Below are 21,236 nucleotides of genomic sequence, written 5' to 3' on the forward strand. Positions count from 1 at the left end.
GAAATCTCCCACGGTCTGTACTGCGCGAACAGTCAGAAGCGGATCTAGTCCCTCCTCCTCCCTTCAAGTCCTACCATACAAGCGGGCTTGCCCGCGATGGCGGCGGCAGCCTCGCTGCACATTCACAGGCTTTGCGAGCCCTGCGCTGGCGCTCAGCGCAACGCCTCTCGCAGCACCTGGGACAAGGTCGCGTAGACCCCGTCGATCTCGGCCGTCACCAAGCGCATGCGCAGGAAATCGTGCACCAGCCCGTCGAAGGTCTCGCAGCGCACCTCGACCCCCGCCCCCGCCAACCGCGCCGCGTATGCCTGGCCTTCGTCGAGCAACGGATCGAAGCCCGCCAGCGCCAGGTAGGCCGGCGCCACGCCTTCGAGCCGCTCGGCGAGCAACGGTGAGAAGCGCCAGTCCGCGCGATCCTCGGCCTGCCGGGCATAGTGGTCGTAGAACCACTCCAGTGTCTGGCTCTCGAGCAGGTAGCCCTCGCTGAACAAGGTGCGCGACTCGGCGGCGGTCGAGGCGTCGGTCACCGGGTAGCACAGCAGTTGCAGCCGTGGCTGGATCGGGCCGTTGCCATGTGCGGCGTCGATCGCCAGAACGGTGGCCAGGGTGGCACCGACGCTGTCCCCACCGAATGCCACGCGCTCCAGGTCCAGGCCCCAGTCCTGCGCGTTGGCCGCCAGCCAGGCCAGCGCATCGGCTCCGTCGTGCAGCGCCGTCGGGAACCGATGCTCCGGGGCGCGGCGGTAGTCGACGGTCAGCACGGCGCAGGGCGTGCGGGCACAGAACTCACGGCAGACCCCGTCATGGGAGGCGATGCTGCCGACCACGAATCCGCCCCCGTGCAGGTAGACCAGCACCGGCAGCGGCTGGTCGGCCTGCCCAGGGGGCAGGTAAAGGCGCAAGGCCAAGGTCGCGCCGTCCCGTGCCAGGCACGTCACGTCCTCGCTGTGCACCTGCGGCCAGGGCCACTGCATGCGCTGCGAGGCTTGTTCGAACGCCTCCCGCGCTGCCACTGGCGTCAACTGGTGCAAGGCCTGGGCGCGAGCCTGCTCGGGATGGCTGTCGATCACGTCGAGAAAGTCGGCGATCTCGGGGTTCAAAGGCATGATTCGGCTCCCAGGTCAGAGGCGACCCTGTGCGAGGTCTCGGAAGAAGCAGCCAGGCGCTCGGCCTGCACCTGTACGCAGTGCTCGGTCAGGCACGTCAACTGCGCCTGGAACGCCGCCATGAGTGCATCGATGGTGCCTCGGCGGAAACGCCTGTGGCTGTAGATGCAGCGGAACGACAGCTGACCGCCGAACACCTGGCCGACTACCTCCAGCGTGTTGGCCAGGCGCGCCTGCTGCGAGAAGCTGTCGCCGACGCTTTCCGGCGCCGGCAGGAACAGCGCGTCCTCGGCGTCGAAGCTCTGGTCGAGCTGCCCCAGGTAGTTGAAGGTCACCGGCGCCTGCGGCAGCGCCGCCAGCCGTGCCTGGGTGTCGGGGTCGGCCATGTGCCGCAGCACGCCGTAACCGATACCCTTGTCCGGCACTTCGCTCAATTGCTGGCGAATGCGCTGGAGCGACGCGCCCGGCGCGTCGAGAGGGGTCAGGCGCACCGGGTACATGCTGGTGAACCAGCCCTGGGTGCGGCTCAGGTCCAGGGTGTCGAACAGGTCTTCACGGCCATGGCCTTCGAGCAGCACCACGGCCGCGTCCGTGTCGCCCCACTGGCACAAGGCCTGGCTCAGGGCGGTCAGCAACAGGTCGTTGATCTGCGTCTGGTAGGCAGCCGGCGCCTGCTTGAGCAGTTGCTCGGTCAGCTCGGGCGTCAGGCTGAAGGCGGCCTCCTCGCGATGGCACATCAGGTTGGCGCCACGCGGGTTGTCGCAGCGCAGCGCCGTGCCTGGGCGATCGAGCTGGGCCACCCAGTAGTCCAGTTCGCGCTCGCGCACGGTCGGCGCATGGGCCGCTAGGTTTGCGGCCCATTCACCGAAGCTGCTGGTGCGCTGCGGCAAGGTCGGTTCGCGCCCGTCCCGGTAGGCCTGGTAGGCCACCGGCAAGTCCTGCAGCAGCACCCGCCAGGACACCCCATCGACCACCAGGTGATGGATCACCAGCAGCAAGCGCTCCTGACCATCGCCCAGGGTCGCCAGCAGCCCACGGATCAGCGGCCCCTGGGCCAGGTCAAGGCTGCGTTGCAGGTCGTTGGCCAGGTCTTCCAGCGCCGCTTCGTCGGCCACGTCGCAGACCCACAGCAAAGGGTCCTGTTCCAGGTGTTTCAGGCAGGTCGACAGCGGTTGATAACGCTGCACCCATTGGCCCTCCTCCTGGGTGAAGCGCAGCCGCAGCGCATCGTGCTGTCCGAGCATGCAGGTCAAGGTCTGCGCCAGCGCCTGGGCGTCGAGGGGATGGCGGGCGCGCAGGATCAAGGCCTGGTTGAAGTGTTCCGGCGTGTGCGTCTGCGTCTCGAGGAACCAGGCCTGGATCGGAATCAGCGGGAACGCGCCGTCCAGAGCCACGGCACGCGGCGCGGCGCTGGCACGCGAGACCGCCTGCTGGTCGAACAGGTTGGCGATGGTCTGGCAGCGCATCAGGTCGCGCAGCTTCAGCTCACGTGCGAGGTGCGGGTGGTTGCGCACGCGCGAGACCACCTGCAGGCTCAGGATCGAGTCGCCCCCCAGCTCGAAGAAGTTGTCGGTGATGCCGACCCGCTCGAGCTGCAGCACATCAGCCCAGATCTCGGCCATCCACTGCTCCTCGGCCGTGCGCGGCGGCACGTGGCTGGCCAAATCGAAGGTCGGCTCGGGCAGCGCTTTGCGGTCGAGCTTGCCATTGGCCGACACGGGCAGCTGCGCCAGGCAGATCACCTGCGTCGGCACCATGTAGGCGGGCAAGGTCTCGGCCAGACGGGCCTTGAGCTGCTCGCCACTGACCGCATGCGCGGCCACGTAGCCGATCAGTTGCTTGCCGGACACACCGTCCCGGGCGACCACCAGCGCCTCGCTGACACCCGGCTGCTGGCGCAGGCAGGCCTCGATCTCGCCCAGCTCGATACGGAAGCCGCGCACCTTCACCTGGTGGTCCAGGCGCCCGACGTAGTCCAGCACGCCACTGCCGCGCAGCCGCACCAGATCACCCGAGCGGTACAGCCGCGCCCCCGGCGCCCCGAACGGATCGGGCACGAAACGTTCGGCGGTCAGGCCGGGGCGCTGGTGATAGCCGCGCGCCAGGCCCTGGCCACCGATGAACAGCTGCCCGGCGAACCCGGCAGGCAGCGGGTTGAGGTCGTCGTCCAGCACGTGCAGCGAGCGCTGGCCCACGACCCGGCCGATGGGCGCGTAGGCCGCCCCGCAGGGTTCGTCGGGCGCGGCTTTCCACAGCATCGGCGTGACCACGGTTTCGGTCGGGCCATAGCCATTGACGATGTGTTGCGGGTGCAGCGCCTCGCGCACCTGAGCCAGGGTCTGCTCGGACACGGCATCGCCGCCCAGGCAGTAGATGCGCACCGCCGGTGCCTGAACGCCGCTGCGCTGCACGTACTCGGCCACCTGCTTGAGGTAAGCCGGCGGGAAACAGGCGACGTCGATGCGTGACCGGTCCAGGGCCTCGCAGGTCTGCTGCGGCGTCCACAGCTCGTCGTCGCGCACCACCAGGGTGCCGCCCACCGACAGCGTGGTCAGCCAGCGCTCATGGGCGCCGTCGAAGGCGAACGACATGAAGTGCAGCTCGCGGGTGCCGACCGTCATCTGGTACAGCTCGGCGATGGCCTGACAGTGCATGCTCAAGGGGCCATGACTCACCGCGACACCCTTGGGCACGCCGGTCGAGCCTGAGGTGTAGATCAGGTAGGCCAGGCTGTCCTCATGCAGCGCTGGCGTCACGGCGATCTGAACATCCTCCGGATACTCGCCGTCGGCCGGATCGACCAAATCGAGACCGTCCGGCAACGCCAGGCGCTGGCCCAGGTCGGCGCGGCCGATCAACTGGCGCATGCCGGAATCCTGAATCATGAAGGCCAGGCGTTCGGCCGGGTAGTCCAGGTCCAGCGGCACGTAGGCCGCACCGCTCTTGAACACCGCCAGCAAGGCCACCACCAGGTCCACCGAGCGCGCCAGCGCCACGCCCACCGTTACCTCGGGGCCGACGCCACGGGCTCGCAGACGGTGCGCCAGCCGGTTGGCGCGCACCTCCAGCTCCCCGTAGCTCAGCGTCTGCCCGGCGCATTCGACGGCGATGGCTTCCGGGCGCTGCGCCGCGTGCCGGGCGATCAGCGCCGGCACGTGCAGGGGCTGATGGCTGGCAGGCGCCGGAGCGCTCCACTGGGCCAACGCCTGGCGCTGAGGCGCGGTCAGACGCTGCAGGTTGCCCAGCCGTTCGCGTGGGCTGTCGAGCATCGCCTGCAGCACGGTCTCCATCAGTTCGCGGATGCCTTCCACCGCCGCCGTGCTGAAGTGGCTGCGCAGGAACAGGTATTCGATCGCCAGGGTCTGGCCGAGGGTCACCGCCAGGTCCATGGGCACGTTGGTGACATCGTGGCTGTTCGAGGCGCCGAAGCGCAGGCCGCCCTGGGCCTGTTCCAGGCGTTGGTCGATCGGGTAGTTCTCGAACACGATGATGCTGTCGAACAACGCCTGCCCGCCCTGCCCCGACCAACGCTGAATGTCGGCCAGCGGCGCGTGGGCATGCTCGCGCAGGTCTAGGTTGTCGCTCTGCAGCTGCTGCAGCCACTGATCCAGGGGCTGGGTCGGCTCGACGGTCTGGATGACCGGCAGGGTGTTGATGAACAGGCCCAGCATCTGCTGAGCCTGGGGCAGGTTTTCGGGCCGACCGGCCACGGTGGCGCCGAACGCCACGCAGCGCTGGCCCGTGTAACGCTGCAACACCAGCAGCCAGGCACCCTGGATCAGGGTATTGGCCGTGATCCCGTGCTGACGGCAGTACTGCTGCAGGGCAGCCGTGCGCGCAGCGTCCCACCGGGTGTACAGCGCCTGGTGCCCTGGCAGGTCACCGGTCTGCCGAGGGTGCACCGCCTGGCTCAGCCGGGTCGGCGCGTCCAGTGGTTGCAGACGGGTCTGCCAGTAGGCCTGCAACCGCTGCGGATCCTGGGCCTGGAGCCAGCCGATGAAGTCGCGGTAACGGCCGCTGTCGCCGCTGATGCGACCGTGGGCGTAATGCTCCAGCACCTCGCCGAACAGCTGCGAACTGCTCCAGCCATCCATGAGGATGTGGTGACTGGTCCAGATCAAGTGATGGGCCTGGTCAGCCGTGCGCACCAGGGTGAGCCGTTGCAGGGGCACCTGGTCGAGGGCGAAGCCCTGCTCACGGATCTCTTTGGCCAAGGCGTCGAGGTCGTCGTCGGCCAGCGCACGGTCGCGCCAGTCGAGCACGCGCATGGCCACCTCGACATGCCGATGGACCACTTGCAGCGGCGCGCCCTGCCGGCCCTCCCAGTGGAACGAGGTGCGCAGGATCTCGTGACGGTCGATCACCTGCTGCCAGGCGGCACGGAAGCGCGCTTCGTCGAGCCCTTCGACGGGCAGGCTGAGCTGGTTGACGTAGAGTGCGTCACCCTCGTCGGACAGGGTATGGAACAGCATGCCCTGCTGCATCGGTGACAACGGGTAAAGGTCATCCATTTGAGTCTGGTCGAGCGGCAGCGCATCCAGCTGCGCCTGGCTCAGGCCCGCCAGCGGCACGTCCGACGGCGTCAGCCCATGGGGCCTGTCGCAGTGGGCGATCAGCGTCGCCAGCTCGGCCTCGTAGGCCCGCGCCAGGCGCTCGATGGTCGCCGGGGCGAACATCTGCGCACTGAAGCTGAACGCCAGGCTCAGCTCGCCGCCGTAGACCTGGCCGTTGAGCACCAGCCAGTTGCCCAGCGGCGCCCGTGGACTTTGCTCTTCGCCAGCGCTTTCGGTTGCCGGCGAGAGCAGTGCATCGCCGTCGAACTGGCCGTCCAGCTGGCCCAGGTAGTTGAAGGTGATGCGGGGGCTCGGCAGCTGCGCCAGGGCCTGGCGTGCGTCTTCGTTGCCCAGGTAGCGCAGCAGGCCGAAGCCAATGCCCTTGTGCGGCACGCCGCGCAGTTGCTCCTTGACCTGCTTGATCGAATCGCCCAGCTCGCCGGACGGAGTCAAACGCACCGGGTAGGCGCTGGTGAACCAGCCCACCGTGCGGCTCAGGTCGACGTCGTCGAACAGGTCTTCGCGGCCATGGCCTTCGAGTTCGATCAGTGCCGACTCGGCGCCGCTCCAGCAGCAGACCACGCGAGCCAGGGCCGTCAGCAGCAGGTCGTTGACCTGGGTGCGGTAGGCGGCCGGGGCCTGTTGCAGCAGTTGGCGGGTCAGGTCGGCGTTCAAGTGGGCCTGCACGCTGTGGCGATGGCGGTTTTCCAAGGAACCGGTCAGATCGACTTCAGGCAGATCAACCGGGGCGCCGTCGAGCTGGCGCGTCCAGTAGTCCAGCTCGCCGTCCAGCTTAGCCGCGTGGCCGTGCAGGCGTTCGGCCCAGGTCTTGAAGGCGGTGGTCTTGGGCGGCAGCACGAGGGTGTGCCCGGCCAGCGCCTGGCGGTAGGTCGTGTCCAGATCGTCGAGCAGGATGCGCCAGGACACGCCGTCCACCACCAGGTGGTGGATCACCAGCAACACACGTTGCGAGCCGTCGGCGACGTCGATCAGCAGCGCGCGCAGCAGCGGGCCTTGGGCCAGGTCGAAACTGCGCTGGAGCGCATCGCAAGCGGCTTCGATGGCAGCGGCATCGGTGGCCGTGGTGCGTGTCAGCAGCGGTTGCGCCGGGTGCAGCGGGCCATGCTCGGCGGTGTCGGCGCTGAAGCGCAGGCGCAGGGCATCGTGGTGGGTATACAGCGCCAATAGCGCCTGATTCAGGGCGTCGGCGTCGAGCGGCGCGTGGGCGCGCAGCAGCAGCGACTGGTTCCAGTGCGCCGGCTCGGGCATGCCCCGTTCGAAGAACCAGTGCTGGAACGGCAGCCAGGGCGCCACCCCCGTCACGGGGCCTTGTTCGACGTGGCTGGTCGCGGCCTCCCGCCATTCGGCGACCGCCGCCAGGCGCTGGATGGTCTGGTGCTGGAACAGGGCCTTGGGCGTGATGTGAAGCCCTGCCTGGCGCGCACGGCTGACCACCTGAATCGACAGGATCGAGTCACCGCCGAGAGCAAAAAAGTTGTCGGTGACGCTGACGGGCCCTTGGCCCAGTACCGCCTCCCAGATCTCGGCCAGGCGGGTCTCGATGTCCGTGGTCGGCGCCTGGTAGGCCTGGGCCGGGGTCGACAGGTCCAGGGGCGGCAGCGCCTTGCGGTCGAGCTTGCCGTTGGGCGACAGCGGCAGGCGGTCCAGGGCCAGCCATTGGCTGGGTACCATGTAGTCCGGCAGGCCGTGGCTCAGGTGTTGGGCCAGTTCGGCTTGCCAGCCTTCGGTTTCCTGCTCCAGGACCACGTAGCCGACCAGTTGCTTGCCATCGGGCACCGTTACCACGGCTTCACGCACCGAGGCGTGTTCCAGTAGGCGTGCCTCGATCTCGCCCAGTTCGATGCGCAAGCCGCGCAGTTTGACCTGATGGTCGATGCGGCCGGCATATTCGATCACACCGTCTGGACGCTGGCGTGCCAGGTCGCCCGTGCGGTACAGGCGCTCGCCCGTGCCGTAAGGGCTGACCACGAAGCGTTCGGCGGTCAGGCTCGGACGGCGATGGTAGCCTCGCGCCAGGCCTTCGCCAGCCAGGTACAGCTCGCCCAAGACACCCACCGGCACCGGTTGCAGCTCGGCATCGAGAACGTAGCAGGCTAAGTTGGCGATGGGCTGGCCGATGGGCACGCTGTCGCGGCCTTCGTCACGGCAGGTCCAGTGGGTCACGTCGATGGCCGCTTCGGTCGGGCCGTAGAGGTTATACAGCGAGGCACCCGGCAGCTTGGCGAAGACCTGCTGCTGGGCATCGACCGGCAAGGCCTCGCCGCTGCACACGATGCGCTTGAGGCTGGTGCAGCGCGAGACGTTCAGGTCCTGCATGAAAGCCTGAAGCATCGATGGCACGAAGTGCAGCGTGCTGACCTGTTCGGCGGTGATCAGCTCGATCAGGCGTGCCGGGTCGCGATGATCCCCTGGGGCCGCCACGACCAACCGTGCGCCGGTCATCAATGGCCAGAAGAATTCCCACACCGACACGTCGAAGCTAAACGGGGTCTTTTGCAGCACCGTATCGTTTGCCGACAGGCCGTAGGCCTCCTGCATCCAGCACAGGCGGTTGACCAGCGCCGAGTGACGGTTGCCCGCCCCTTTCGGACGGCCCGTGGAGCCAGAGGTATAGATCACATAGGCCAAGTTTTCAGAATGCACCGGCACCTGCGGATCATGGCTGCAAGCGCTGCCCGCTTCCAGATCCAGCGCCAGCGTCTGCACGCCCTCGCCCACCGGCAAATCCAGATGACTTTGGGTCAGCAGCAAGTTCACGCCACTGTCTTCCAGCATGTAGCGCAGACGGTCCTGCGGGTATTCCGGATCCAACGGCACATAGGCGCCTCCGGCCTTGAGAATGGCCAGCAGCCCCACCACCATCTCCACGCTGCGCTCGGCCGCAATGCCGACCAGCACATCAGGACCGACACCCAATTCGATCAAACGATGCGCTAGGCGGTTGGCACGCTCATTGAGCTGCGCATAGCTCAAGCGCGTCCCGCCAAACACCAATGCTTCGGCGTCGGGCGTGCGCTGCACCTGCGCTTCGATCAGTTGCTGAACACTGCTGTCCAGCGGGTAAGCGACCGCCGTGTCGTTCCATTGCACCAGCGCACGCTCATGCTCGTCAGCATCGAGCAACGGCAACTCGGCCACCGCCTGTTCCGGCTGTTCGACGATGCCCTGCAACAGGTTCACGAACTGCACCCCCATGCGCTCGATGGTCGGCTGCTCGAACAGGTCGGTGGCGTAGACCAGCGACGCCTCCAGCCCCTCGGCCGATTCCCGGGTTTCCAAAGTCAGATCCAGCTGCGCCCGGTCGGTGACGCTGTCCACCGCCTCGATGCGCAGGCCATTCAGGCTCGCCGCGCCGGGGCGGCCCTGGACTGCGGCCTGGTGGTTGAACATCACCTGGAACAGCGGGTTCAGCCCCAGCGTGCGCTCCGGCGCCAACGCCTCGACCAGCTGTTCGAACGGCAATTCCTGATAGGCCTGGGCGTCCAGCGCATGCTGGCGCACCTGCCGCAGCAACGCGAGAAACGGCGTGCGGCCCTCGACCTCGGCCCGGATGACCTGGGTGTTGACGAAGTAGCCGATCAGGCGCTCGGTTTCCACCCGGTTGCGGTTGGCATTGGGGACACCGACGCGGATGTCGTCCTGGCCGCTGTAGCGGTGCAGCAACGCCTGGAACGCCGCCAGCAGGACCATGAACAGGGTCGCCCCCTCGCCACGCGCCAGGGTGTGCAGGCCCTGTACCACATCGGCGGGGACGTGCACGGTGTGACGCGCGCCCTGGTAGCTCGGCGTCGTCGGACGCCCATGGTCCAGGGGCAGTGCGAGCACCGGGCTGCCCTGCCCCAGGCGCTCGGTCCAGTAGGTCAGCTGCCGATCCCGCTCGCCCGCCTCCATCCAGTGCCGCTGCCACACGGCATAGTCGGCGTACTGGATCGGCAAGGGTGCCAGGCTCGGCGGCGTCCCGTGGCTGAAACCGGCATACAGCGCAATCAGCTCTTCGATCATCAGGCGCATCGACACGCCATCAGAAACGATGTGGTGCTGGGTCAGCACCAGCACGTGGTCCTGGTCGTCCAATGCCAGCAGCCGGACCCTGAACAACGGTCCATGGCCCAGGTCGAAGGGCCGACGGGTCTCCTCGCCGATCCTGGCCAGCAGATCGGCCTCCTCCAGTGCGCCCACGGCCTCGTACGCGATCGTCACCTCGGCACGCGGCTCGATCACCTGCAACGGCCGGGTCTGCGCGAACACGAAGCGTGTGCGCAGCGTCTGGTGGCGCTCGACCAGGTGCTCGAAGGCGCGCTGCAAGGCCGCCGTGTCCAGGGGGCCGTGCAGGCGCAGCGCCATGGGGATGTGGTAGGCGCTGCCCTGCGGGTCCAGTTGCCAGAGCAGCCATTGACGCTCCTGGGCGAACGACAGGGGCAGCTCATCGAAGGCCGACTGCACCTCGGGAATGGGCAGGTTCGCGGGGGACACGCCTTCGGCCAGCATCTTCTCCAGGTAGAGGGTGCGCTTGTCCAGCGGCAGGGTGATGAAGCGGCGGGCGATGCGCGCGGCGACAATGCTGTCCATCACAGGGCCTCCAGGTCGTCGAGCAGGTCTTCGAGGCGACTCAAGGTCGAGGGCTGCACCGGCGCCTCGAGGGCCTGCAGCTGGTCCGCCAAAGCGCCCAGTACCGGGTGCTGGAACAGCAGCCGGGGCGCCAAGGTCAGCCCCAGGTCGAGTTGAATGCGTGACACGGTATTGATCACCAGCAGGGAATGCCCGCCCAGTTCGAAGAAATTGTCCGTCAGGCCGACCTGCTCCAGGCCCAGCACCTGCGCCCAGATCGCGGCCAGGCGCTGCTCCAGTGCGCTGCGGGGCGCCACGTAGGTCTGGCGCGCTTGCGCCGGGTCCAGCGTGGGCAGGGCCTTGCGGTCGAGTTTGCCGTTGGGGGATAGCGGCAGGTGGTCCAGAGCCAGCCACTGGCTCGGCACCATGTAGTCCGGCAGACCATGGCCCAGGTGCTGGGCCAGTTCGGCTTGCCAGCCCTCGGTTTCCTGCTCGAGGACCACATAGCCCACCAGTTGCTTGCTGTCCGCCACCGTCACCACGGCTTCACGCACCGAAGCATGTTCCAGCAGGCGTGCTTCGATCTCGCCCAGTTCGATGCGTAGGCCGCGCAGCTTGACCTGATGGTCGATACGGCCGGCGTACTCGATGACACCATCGAGGCGTTGGCGGGCCAGGTCGCCGGTGCGGTACAGGCGCTCGCCAGTGCCATAAGGGCTGACAACGAAGCGCTCGGCGGTCAGGCCCGGGCGACGATGGTAGCCGCGCGCCAGGCCTTCGCCAGCCAGGTACAGCTCGCCCAAGACACCCACCGGCACCGGTTGCAACTCGGCATCGAGAACGTAGCAGGCCAGGTTGGCGATAGGCTGGCCAATCGGCACGCTGTCGCGGCCTTCGTCGCGGCAGGTCCAGTGAGTGACGTCGATGGCCGCCTCGGTCGGGCCGTAGAGGTTGTACAAGGCAGCGTCTGGCAGCTTGGCGAAGACCTGCTGCTGGGCATCGACCGGCAAGGCCTCGCCGCTGCACACGATGCGCTTGAGGCTGGTGCAGCGCGAGACGTTCAGGTCCTGCATGAAGGCCTGCAGCATCGACGGTACGAAGTGCAGCGTACTGACCTGTTCGGCGGTGATCAGCTCGATCAGGCGTGCCGGGTCGCGGTGATCGCCCGGAGCCGCCACGACCAACCGTGCACCGGTCATCAGTGGCCAGAAGAACTCCCACACCGACACGTCGAAGCTAAACGGGGTCTTTTGCAGCACCGTATCGGTTGCCGACAGGCCATAGGCCTCCTGCATCCAGCACAGGCGGTTGACCAGTGCCGAGTGGCGATTGCCCGCCCCTTTCGGACGGCCCGTGGAGCCGGAGGTGTAGATCACATAGGCCAGGTTTTCAGGATGCACCGGCACCTGCGGATCATGACGATGCGAACTGCCCGCTTTCACATCCAACGCCAGCGTCTGCACGCCCTCGCTCACCGGCAAATCCAGATGGTTCTGAGTCAACAGAAGGCTCACGCCACTGTCTTCCAGCATGTAGCGCAAACGGTCCTGCGGATACTCAGGATCCAGCGGCACATAGGCGCCCCCGGCCTTGAGAATGGCCAGCAGGCCCACCACCATCTCCACGCTGCGCTCGGCAGCGATGCCGACCAGCACATCAGGACCGACGCCCAACTCGATCAGGCGATGCGCCAGGCGGTTGGCACGCTCGTTAAGCTGCGCGTAGCTCAGGCGCGTCCCGCCAAAAACCAACGCTTCAGCCTCGGGCGTGCGCTGCACCTGCGCCTCGATCAACTGCTGAACGCTGCTGTCCAGCGGATAGCGCGCCGCCGTGTCATTCCAGTGCACCAGCGCACGCTCACGCTCGGCTGCTTCCAGCAACGGCAACTCGGCCACCGCCTGTTCCGGCCGCTCGACGATACCGTGCAACAGGTTCACGAACTGCGTCGCCAGGCGTTGCATGCGGCCATGCTCGAACAGGTCCGTGGCATACACGAACGCCATGCTCAGCCCCTCGTCACCGTCGAACACCTCCAGGGTCAGGTCGAACTGGGCAAGGCCGGTGTCCCACTGCAACCCTTCCACGCTCAAGGCCTGGACGCGCTGCCCGCCAGGGCTGCGCCGGGCGTCGCTCTGGTAGTTGAGCATGACCTGGAACAGCGGGCTGTGGCTCAGGTCACGGGCCGGTGCCAGGGCCTCGACCAGTTGCTCGAACGGCAGGTCCTGATGCGCCTGGGCGCCCAGGGCCGCCTGGCGCACGTCCTGCAGCAGCGCGGTGAACGGCTGGCGTGGATCGACCTCGGCGCGCAGCACCTGGGTGTTGACGAAGAAGCCGATCAGCCGCTCGGTGCTCGGGTGATGCCGGTTGGCGACCGGTACACCGACGCGGATGTCGGTCTGCCCGCTGTGCCGATGCAGCAGGGCCTGATAGGCCGCCAGCAGCACCATGAACAGGCTGGCGCCCTGCTCGCGCGCCAGGCGGCGCAAGGCGTCCTGTACGGTGGCCGGCAACGCCAGCGCCAGGCTCGCGCCGGCCTGGCTGCGCACCGGTGGCCGCGGGTGATCCAGGGGCAGTTCGAGCACCGGCTGCGGGCCGCCCAGCCGTTCGAGCCAGTAGGTCAATTGCCGCTCGCGCTCACCAGCCGCCATCCAGTCCCGTTGCCAGACGGCATAGTCGGCGTACTGGATCGGCAAGGCCGGCAGGCTCGGCGCCTGCCCTTGGCTGAGGGCCTCGTACAGCGCCACCAGCTCCTCGACCATGACCTGCATGGACACCCCGTCGCTGACGATGTGGTGCAGCACCAGCACCAGCACGTGGGTGTCCGGGGCCTGGCGCACCAGACAGGCGCGCAGCAGGGGGCCTTGGGTCAGGTCGAACGGCTGGCGCACCTGTTGTTCGATGCGCGTCTGCAAGGCGGCCTCCTCGAGGCTGTCGAGAGGCTCCAGCGGCAGCGTGAAGGCGAACGGCGCCTGGACGATCTGCTCGGCGTGTTCACCGGTCTGCCGCATGACGCTGCGCAGGCTTTCGTGTCGAGCGATGAGCTGTTCGAAGGCCTGGCGCAGGGCCTCGGGTTGCAACGGGCCGTGCAGGCGCAAGGCCACGGGGATGTGGTAGGCGGCGCTGTCGGGCGCCAGCTGCCAGAGGAACCATTGCCGTTCCTGGGCATAGGACAGCGCCAGCGGGCGGGTGCGGTCGGCCAGGCCGATGCGCGGCCCCTCGACGGCCGGGCGGTGTTCGAGCCGGGCGCAGAACGCTTGCAGCGTGGGATGCTCGAACAGCGTACGCAAGGCCACCTCCACGCCCAGGGCGTGACGCACGCGCGCCACTACCTGGGTGGCCAGCAACGAATGCCCGCCCAGCGCGAAGAAATGGTCGTGCAGCCCGACGCGGGGTACGTGCAGCACCTCGGCCCACACCGCAGCCACGGCCTGTTCCAACGCCGTGCCTGGGCTGACGTAGGCCTGGTCGGACACGTCGCTGCCGGGCTGTGGCAACGCCTTGCGGTCGAGCTTGCCGTTGGGGTTGAGCGGCATGGCCTCGAGCAGCAGCAGGTGCGCCGGGACCATGTAGTCCGGCAGTGTCTGGCGCAAGGTGGCCTTCAGGCGTTCGCACCAGGCCGGCTCGACCTGTGCCGGCTGCGTGGCGACCACATAGCCCACCAGTTGCTGGCCGCTGGGGCCTGGCTGGGCGACGACGGCGGCATCGCGCACGCCAGGCTCGGCCAGCAGACGCGCCTCGATCTCCCCCAGCTCGACGCGGAAGCCGCGGATCTTCACCTGGTTGTCCACCCGGCCCTGGTAGTCGAACACGCCGTCGGGCCGTTCGCGCACCAGGTCGCCGCTGCGGTACAGGCGAGCGCCCGGCGCCCCCAGCGGATCGGGGACGAACCGCTCGGCGGTCAGCCCAGGGCGGTCCAGGTAGCCCCGTGCCAGGCCATGGCCACCCAGGTAGAGCTCGCCCTGCACGCCCGCCGGCAGCACACTGAGGTCGGCTGCCAGCACGTAGGCGCGGCGGTCGCCGATGCGCGTGCCGATCGGCGCGTAGGCGGCCCCGCAGTCGGTGTCGCGGTCGGCCTTCCAGATCAGCGGCGTGACCACCGTCTCGGTCGGCCCGTAGCCGTTGATGATGTGCTCCGGCGCCAGGGCGGCATGTACCCGCTGGTAGCTGTCGCGGGGCACGGCGTCGCCGCCGAAGCAGTAGATCCGCGCCTGGGGCGGCTGGCCGTGACGCTCGACGTGCTCGGCCATCTGCAACAGGTAGGCCGGCGGGAACGCCGCCACGGTGACGCCGTGTTCACGCATGCGCGCACAGGTCTGGCCAGGCTCCCAGAGGCTATCGTCACGCACCAGCAGGCGGCTGCCGTGGGTCAGCGCGGTGAGCCAGCGCTCGTGCGCGCCGTCGAAGGCGAACGACATGAAGTGCAGCTCGCAGTCGTCTTCCGTCATCCCATAGCGCTGGCCGATCGCCTCGCAGTGCATCGCCAGCGGGCCCTGCTCGACGCACACCCCCTTGGGCGTGCCGGTGGAGCCGGAGGTGTAGATCACGTAGGCCAGGCTCTGCGCCGGTATCTGCACATCGGGCGCCGACTCGGCCTGGGCGCTCAGGTCCAGGCGATCCAGCGCCAGGACGCCCAGCGTCGCGGGCAAGGGCAAGCGGGCTTGCAGGGTCGTGTCGGTGAGCAGCAAGGCGATGCCGGAATCCTGCATCAGGTAGGCCAGGCGTTCGCGCGGGTGGCTGGCGTCCAGCGGCACATAGGCGCCGCCTGCCTTGAGCACGGCCAGCAATGCGACGATCATCCCGGGCCCACGGGGCAGCGCCACACCGACGCGAATCTCGGCGCCGACCCCTTCGGCCAGCAGGCGATGGGCCAGGCGATTGGCCTGCCGTTCCAGCGCGGCGAAGCTCAGGGTCTGCCCTTCGAAGACCACGGCGGGCGCCTCGGGACGGCGCGCGGCCTGGGCGGCGATGCGCTGATGCACCAACAGCCCGTCCTGCCACGGTTGCGGCGCATTGGCCTGCTGCAACGCGGCCTGCTCGGCCGTGTCGAGCAGTGCCAAGGTACCCAGGGCGGCGTCGGGCTGGTGGCTGAAATGCTCCATCAGGCCGATCAGCTGTCGGTCCAGTCGTGTGAGGGTGGCGGCGTCGAACGCGGCGCGCCGGTAGCCGTAGTGCAGTTCCAGCGTACCGCCCAGGTTGACGCCGAGGGTCAACGGGTAGTTGGTCTGCTCGCGGCTCTCCACCGTGCCGAAGCGCAAGGCCTGCGGCGCGCCACGCTCCAGCGCCTCGGCCACCGGGTAGTTCTCGAACACCAGCACGCTGTCGAACAGCGCGTCGCCGCCCTGCCCGGCCCAGCGCTGGATCTCGAACAGCGGCGTGTGTTCGTGCTCGCGCAAGGCCAGGTTGGCCGCCTGCACCTGTTGCAGCCAGTCGGCCACCGAGCAGGCCGGCTCCACGCGGGCGATCACCGGCAGCGTGTTGATGAACAGGCCGATCTGCTGCTCGATGCCGACCAGCTCCGTCGGCCGACCCGCTACGGTAGCGCCGAAGGCCACCGTGGCCTGGCCGCTGTAGCGGTGCAGCAGCACCAGCCAGGCGGCTTGCAGCAGCGTGTTGACGGTCACTTTCTGCTGGCGGGCGAAGCCTTCCAGGCGCTGGGTACGCGCGGCGTCCAGGACGCGCACATGGCTGGCATAGCCTTCGGCAGGGCCGTCGACCGCCCCCTGGGCCAGGCGGGTCGGCGCCTCGAGCGTGGCCAGGCGCTCGCGCCAGAAGGCTTCGCTCAGCGCCGCGTCCTGACGTTGCAGCCACTCGATGTAGTCGCGGTAGCGGCCGGTCTTGGCCGGTGCCTGGCCCACGTAGTGCTGCAGCACCTCGCCCATCAGCTGCGAGTTGCTCCAGCCGTCCATGAGGATATGGTGGTTGGTGTAGATCAGCACATGGCGCTGCTCGCCCGTGCGCACCACGCTCATGCGCAGCAGCGGCGCCTGGCGCAGGTCGAAGCCACGGGCGCGCTCGGCCTCGGCCAACGCCTCCAGCCGGGCCTCGAGGTCGGGTGCGGTGTGCCAGTCGTGGGCCTCGAACGGCACCTGGATGTGGCGCTCGACGATCTGCAAGGGCTGCCCGATGTCGCCTTCCCAGGCGAACCGGCTGCGCAGGATGGGGTGCGCATCGACCGCCGCCTGCCAGGCCGCCTGGAAGCGTTCGACGTCCAGCCCGTCCACGCTCACGCGCATCTGGTTGACGTAATCGCCGTTGCCCTGGCCGTAGAGGCTGTGGAACAGCATGCCCTGCTGCATGGGCGACAGCGGGTAGACGTCCTCCACGTTGCGTGGACTGTCCAGCAGGCGGTCCAGACGCAGCTGGTCCAGCCGTGCCAGCGGGAAGTCCGACGGTGTCGTACCGCCCTGGGCCTTGCAGCAGTGTTCGATCAGCGCGCTCAGCTCGGCGCTGTAGGCATCGACCAAGGCCTGGACGGTCGCGTCCTCGAACATCGCGTGGCTGTAGGTCCAGCCGATCGCCAGTTCGCCGGCATAGACCTGGCCGTTGAGCGTCAGCCAGTTGCCCAGCGGCGCGGCAGCGCTCTGCTCATCGCCGCGTGGCTCGCTGGCCGGGGCGAACAAGGCGCCCTGCTCGGCATCGAAGCTGGCGTCGAACTGACCCAGGTAATTGAAGGTGATGCGCGGGGTGGGCAGCGCCGCCAGGCTGGCCTGGGCCGACGCGTCGCCCAGGTGCCGCAGCAGGCCATAGCCGATCCCTTTGGCCGGCACGGCGCGCAGTTGCTCCTTGATCGCCTTGATCGATCCGGCCAGGTCCTGGGTGGGGCGAAGCGCCAAAGGGAACAGGGTGGTGAACCAGCCGACGGTACGGGTCAGGTCGACCCCCTCGAACAGGTCTTCGCGGCCATGGCCTTCGAGCTGGATCAGCGTGGTCGACGCCGAACTCCAGCGGCAGATCACGCGCGCCAGGGCGGTCAGCAGCAGGTCGTTGACCTGGGTGCGGTACGCCGCCGGGGCCTGCTGCAAGAGGCGCCGGGTCTGTTCACGGTCGAAGCGGGTGTACAGGGTGCGGGCCTGCGCGTTGCGTTGCTCACCGTCGGGGTGGTCGCACGGCAGGTCGGCGGGCGCGCTGGCCAGGTGGGCCTGCCACCGGTCCAGCTCGTGGCGCAAGGCGTCGCTGTTGGCGTGCTCGACCAGGCGCGTCGACCAGGTCTTCAAGGCGCTGCTCTTGGCCGGCAGGCGCACCGCCTGCTGGGCGCCGAGCTGTTCGCAGGCGCGCTGCAGGTCTTCGAACAGGACGCGCCAGGACACGCCATCGACGACCAGGTGATGGATCACCAGCAACAGGCGCTGACTGCCGTCGGCCAAGTGGATGAGCAGCGCACGCAGCAGTTGCCCGTCCAGCCTCAGGCTGCGCTGGGCCGATTGGCACAGCGCCAGCAGGTGGGTGTCGTCCACCGCGTCCACCTCGCGCAACAGCTCGGTCGGCGTCCCCGGTTCGCCATGGCGCGCGCACCAGGCGCCGCCCTCGAGGGTGAAGCGCAGGCGCAGGGCATCGTGGTGGTCGACCAGCGCGCGCAAGGCCGCGTCGATGACCGCGGCCGACAAGGGCTGGGTCGGTCGCAGCAGCACCGACTGGTTCCAGTGGTGCCGGTCGTCCTGCACCTCGTCGAAGAACCACCGCTGCACCGGCAGCAACGGCAGGACGCCGGTGACCGGGGCCTGATCGATGCTGTCGGGCGCGCGACCTTCCTGGGCGACCCGGGCCAGGCGCTGCACGGTCTGGTGCTGGAACAGGTCCTTGGGGGTGAAATGGATACCGGCCTGCCGCGCACGCCCCACCACCTGGATGGAGACGATCGAATCGCCCCCCAGCTCGAAGAAGTTGTCGTTCGAGCCGACCTGCTCCAGGCGCAGCACGTCGGCCCATACGGCGGCGATGCGCCGTTCCAGATCGCTTTGCGGCGCCACGTAGGCCTGTTGCAGCAGGCTGGCGTCCGCTGCCGGCAAGGCGCGGCGGTCCAGCTTGCCGTTGGCGGTCAGCGGCAGGCGTTCGAGCAGCAGCAGGTGCGCCGGCACCATGTACTCGGGCAGGTCCTCGCGCAGGCCGGCCTTGAGCGCGTCGCGCCAGGCGGCGACGTCCTGCACCGGCGCATGGGGCACCACGTAGCCCACCAGCTGCGCCCCGCTCGGCCCGTCCTGGGCCAGCACCACCGCCTCGCGTACCTGCGGCAAGGCTTGCAGGCGTGCCTGGATTTCGCCCAGTTCGATGCGGAAACCGCGGATCTTCACCTGGTGGTCCAGGCGGCCGACGTACTCGACCACCCCATCGGCGCGCCAGCGGGCCAGGTCGCCACTGCGGTACAGCCGTGCGCCCTCCTCGCCGAACGGATCGGCGATGAAGCGCGTGGCGCTCAGGCCAGCGCGGCCCAGGTAGCCCCGGGCCAGGCCTTCACCGCCGACGTACAGCTCGCCGATGCAGCCTGGGGCGACCGGGTTCAGCTCGGCGTCGAGCACGTACAGGCGCTGGTCCGGGATCGGCACGCCGATCGGGCTCGAGGCGCCCTGCGCCAGGTCGGCCTTCGACAAGGGCCGGTAGGTGACGTGCACGGTGGTTTCGGTGATGCCGTACATGTTCACCAGGCGCGGGGCCTGATCGCCGAAGCGTTCGAACCACGGCGCCAGGGTGCCGACCTCCAGGGCTTCGCCGCCGAACGCCACGTGACGCAGGTGCTGGTCGGTGCGCTGGCCCTCGGCGCAGGCCACCTGCATCAATTGGCGGAAGGCCGACGGGGTCTGGTTGAGCACCGTCACCCGTTGCTCGCAGAGCAGTTGGTAGAAGGCTTCCGGCGAACGACTGACCTCCTGCGGCACGATCACCAGGCGCCCGCCGTGCAGCAAGGCGCCGAACAGCTCCCACACCGAGAAATCGAAGGCGTAGGAGTGGAACAGCGTCCAGCAGTCCTCAGGGCCGAAGCCGAACCATGCGTCGGTGGCCTGGAACAGGCGCAGCACGTTGCGGTGGGCCAAGAGCGTGCCTTTGGGCTGGCCGGTGGAACCGGAGGTGTAGATGACGTAGGCCAACTGGTCGAGGTCCACCGCCACTGCCGGGTCGTGCTCGGCGAAGTCGGTGTAGTCGCCGTCCAGGTCCAGCGTCTGCACGCCTTCGGCCAGGGTCAGGCCAAGCTCGCCCTGGCCCAGCAGCAGCGTCAGGCCGCTGTCCTCGATCATGTACTGCAGGCGCTCGGCCGGGTAGGCCGGGTCCAGCGGCACGTAGGCGCCGCCGGCCTTGAGAATGGCCAGCAGGCCGACGACCATCGCTGGCGTGCGCGGTGCGGCCAGGCCGACCCGCATGTCCGGCCCGACGCCCTGGGCGATGAGCGCATGGGCCAGGCGATTGGCACGGCGGTTCAGGTCGCCGTAGCTCAGGGACTCGCCCTCGAAGACCAGCGCCGTCGCCTGTGGCGCGCGGGCGACCTGGGCTTCGATCACCCGGTGCAACGGCTGCTCGGGCGTGAAGGCCGCAGGCGCGGCGTTCCAGATCGACAGCGTGCGCGCATGCTCCTCGACGGACAGCATCGGCAGCGCGCCGATGCGCGTCGAAGGCGCCGCCACGATGCCGTCCAGCAACCGCTGCCAGTGCGTGGCCAGGCGCTGGGCCGTGGTCGCGTCGAACAGGTCGGTGGCATAGGTCAAGGTGGCCCACACCTGGCCCTGGGACTCATGGGTGTCGAGCATCAGGTCGAACTGGGCAGTCGGGCTGTGCCCGTTCAGCGCCTCGATCTGCAGGCCAGGCAAGGCCTGGGTCCGCTGGCCCTGGGCGCGGTGGGTCTGGTGGTTGAACAGCACCTGGAACAACGGGCTGTGGCTCAGGTTGCGCTCGGGGGCCAGGGCATCGACCAGTTGTTCGAACGGTAGGTCCTGGTGCTCCTGCGCGCCCAGCGCCGCCGCCTTGACCTGTTGCAGCAAGGCGGTGAACGGCGCCTGGCCATCGACGTCGGCGTTGAGCACCTGGGTGTTGACGAAGAAGCCGATCAGGCGCTCGGTCTCGGCCCGGTTGCGGTTGCCGATCGGCACGCCGACGCGGATGTCGCGCTGACGGCTGTAGCGGTGCAGCAGCGCCTGGAACGAGGCCAGCAGCACCATGTACAGGGTCGCCCCCTGTTGCCGGGCCAGCTCCTGCAAGCCCTGGCTCAGGGCCGCGGGCAGCTCGAGGTCCAGGCGTGCACCGTGAAAGCGCTGCACGGCCGGGCGCGGCCGGTCCAGCGGCAGCGCCAGCACGGGCTGCTCGTCGCCCAGGCGGCCCGTCCAATAGGCCAGCTGGCGCTCGCGCTCGCCGGCCTCCATCCACTGACGCTGCCACAACGCGTAATCGGCGTACTGGATCGGCAGCGCTGGCAGCTCCGGCTGCCCGCCGTCGCGATAGGCGGCATAACAGGTGATCAGTTCCTCGACCATCACCTGCATCGAGGCGCCGTCGGAGACGATGTGGTGCTGGGTCAGCACCAGCACGTGATCCTCGTCGGCCAGTTGCAGCAGGCAGGCGCGCAGCAAGGGGCCGGTCTGCAGGTCGAACAGCTGGGCGATTTCCTGGGCCACGGCAGCGTCGAGGGTATCGCCGTCGGCCAGCGGGCGTACCGGGAGCGGCAGCTCGAACGGCGGCAGGATGCGTTGCAGCAGGTGCCCGTCCTGTTCGACGAACACCGTGCGCAGGCTTTCGTGCCGCTCGATCAGCGTGGCGAAGCTGCGCGCCAGGGCGGCCGGGTCCAGGGCGCCGCGCAGACGCAGCGCCGTGGGGATGTGGTAGGCCGCGCTGTGCGGGTCCAGGTTCCAGAGGAACCACTGGCGCTCCTGGGCATAGGACAGCCGAAGGGGCTCGTCGGCCTCGCGCTTGAAGATCGGCGCGATGCCATAGAGATTGACCCCCTTCTGACTCAGCAGAATCGCCAAGGCTTTGCGCTTCTCGGCAGAGAGCGCGCTTACCGATTCAATTAGGTGCTGCATGCCGTGCC

The 21,236-nt window shown here is 68.6% G+C and carries 2 protein-coding genes and 1 pseudogene; all 3 read right to left on the reverse strand.

Annotated features, from left to right (window positions below):
- Positions 1 to 152 precede the first annotated feature (152 nt).
- The gene (locus APT63_12820; GenBank protein ID AMA46429.1) at positions 153 to 1,106 is read right to left on the reverse strand and encodes an alpha/beta hydrolase; all 954 of its coding nucleotides are present in this window, start codon (positions 1,104 to 1,106) and stop codon (positions 153 to 155) included.
- Positions 1,107 to 1,174: 68 nt separating this feature from the next.
- Positions 1,175 to 10,249, reverse strand: a pseudogene (locus tag APT63_12825) (non-ribosomal peptide synthetase).
- The gene (locus tag APT63_12830; GenBank protein ID AMA46430.1) at positions 10,249 to 21,228 is read right to left on the reverse strand and encodes a hypothetical protein; all 10,980 of its coding nucleotides are present in this window, start codon (positions 21,226 to 21,228) and stop codon (positions 10,249 to 10,251) included. The pseudogene APT63_12825 and the gene APT63_12830 overlap by 1 nt, the downstream one beginning before the upstream one ends.
- Positions 21,229 to 21,236: the final 8 nt, after the last annotated feature.

It is taken from the genome of Pseudomonas monteilii (genome assembly GCA_001534745.1).
GTDB lineage: Bacteria > Pseudomonadota > Gammaproteobacteria > Pseudomonadales > Pseudomonadaceae > Aquipseudomonas > Aquipseudomonas alabamensis.

What these genes read in the sequence shown, in the direction of transcription:
- APT63_12820 (AMA46429.1), bottom strand. Translation starts at nt 1,106, where the DNA reads ATGCCTTTGAACCCCGAGATCGCCGACTTTCTCGACGTGATCGACAGC.
- APT63_12830 (AMA46430.1), bottom strand. Translation starts at nt 21,228, where the DNA reads ATGCAGCACCTAATTGAATCGGTAAGCGCGCTCTCTGCCGAGAAGCGC.